3 protein-coding genes are annotated in these 1,160 nt (G+C 75.9%); all 3 read right to left on the bottom strand.

The annotated features are described in order from the left end of the window. Positions 1 to 8: 8 nt before the first annotated feature. Positions 9 to 353: a VOC family protein gene (locus tag E1298_RS47075; RefSeq protein ID WP_131903822.1), complete on the bottom strand. Its 345-nt coding sequence runs from the start codon at positions 351 to 353 to the stop codon at positions 9 to 11. Continuing rightward, positions 350 to 751 carry a Zn-ribbon domain-containing OB-fold protein gene (locus tag E1298_RS47070; protein ID WP_131903821.1) on the bottom strand — a complete coding sequence of 134 codons (402 nt, stop codon included), beginning with the start codon at positions 749 to 751 and terminating at the stop codon, positions 350 to 352. The genes E1298_RS47075 and E1298_RS47070 overlap by 4 nt, the downstream gene beginning before the upstream one ends. Before the next feature lie 64 nt (positions 752 to 815). Next, positions 816 to 1,160, bottom strand: a 345-nt coding sequence (locus E1298_RS49155; protein ID WP_481726156.1) for an SbtR family transcriptional regulator, incomplete at its 5' end; no start/stop codon positions are given.

Here is a 1,160-nt window from a genome sequence, read left to right as displayed (position 1 = left end):
GGGGAGCACTACTTGGGGCTCGCGTAGAGCACGAACGGGTTGCCGGACGGGTCGCGCAGCACGGCGCGGACCTCGTGCGGCCCCTCCTCCGGGCCGCGCACCAGCGTCGCGCCCGCCGCGGTGAGGGACTCGGCCATCGCGCGGACGTCCTCGACCTTGAACGACGCCGCGGGCACGCCGCCGGTGACGTCCTCCTCCGGGCCGGCGATCGTCAGCGTCGTGCCGCCGCCGTCCAGGGCCGCGAACCGCCCGCCGTCCTGGAACCTCACGTCCAGGCCGAGGGCGTCGCGGTAGAAGCGGACCGCCTCGTCCACGTCCTTGGCGCTGTAGAGGACGTTGCCTATGCGGGTCATGCTGCGGGCCTCCAGTGGGGCATCGGGCCGAACCCTTCGAGGTCGGCGAAGTACACCTCGACGGGCATCCCCACCCGGACGTCCTCGGGCGGGCAGCCGGTGACGTCGCCGAACGCGCGGGCGCCCTCCGGCAGGTCCACCCAGGCGACGATGTAGGGGGTCGCGAAGCCGGGCAGGAACGTCCGGTGGACGACGCTGAACGTGTGCACGGCGCCGCGTCCGCCGACCGTCTCGTACGGGAGCTCCGTGCCGCCGCAGTAGGGGCACGCGGGCTCGGGGAAGTGCACGAACCGCCCGCAGTCCGAGCAGCGCTGGAGCGCCAGCTCGCCCCGCCGGCAGGCGTCCCAGTAGGGCGCGGTCAGCGGGCTCGGTGTCGGAGCGGGGCGCGGATCGTCCATCGCCAGCCAACCTAGCGCACGCTTGGTAGACGGACAAGACGCCGGTCTCGCCCGCCGTCTCCGGTCAGCGGGCGCGGAGGCCGTCGAACAGGAGGGTGAGCATGCGGTCGTTGTAGGCGGACGGGTCGGGGGTGCGCTCGGCGGCGATGCCGATCGCGCTGGCCAGCCGCAGCAGGTCGCGGGCCCCGACGTCCGGCCGGACGGCGCCCGCCCGCTGCGCCGCGGAGAGCAGCCCGCCGGCCGCGTCGCAGATCGCGCTCGCCGCGCCGCCGAGGCCGGTGCCCGTCCAGCGTTCCGACATGGCCTCGATGAGCACGGCCGGGGTGCCGCGCGGCGGCACGTCGTCGCAGAGGTAGGCCCGCAGCCACCCGGCGAGCGCCGCGCCGGGGTCGGCGGCGGGGGCGGGGGC

This window comes from Actinomadura rubrisoli, from assembly GCF_004349215.1.
In the GTDB taxonomy this organism is placed as follows: Bacteria; Actinomycetota; Actinomycetes; order Streptosporangiales; family Streptosporangiaceae; genus Spirillospora; species Spirillospora rubrisoli.
Note: the sequence above shows the minus strand (reverse complement) of the source record. Positions and strands in the feature narration are given on the sequence as shown.

Bases quoted from the DNA above. Each gene is read 5' to 3' on its own strand.
- E1298_RS47075 (WP_131903822.1), bottom strand. From the start codon at position 353: ATGACCCGCATAGGCAACGTCCTCTACAGCGCCAAGGACGTGGACGAG.
- E1298_RS47070 (WP_131903821.1), bottom strand. From the start codon at position 751: ATGGACGATCCGCGCCCCGCTCCGACACCGAGCCCGCTGACCGCGCCC.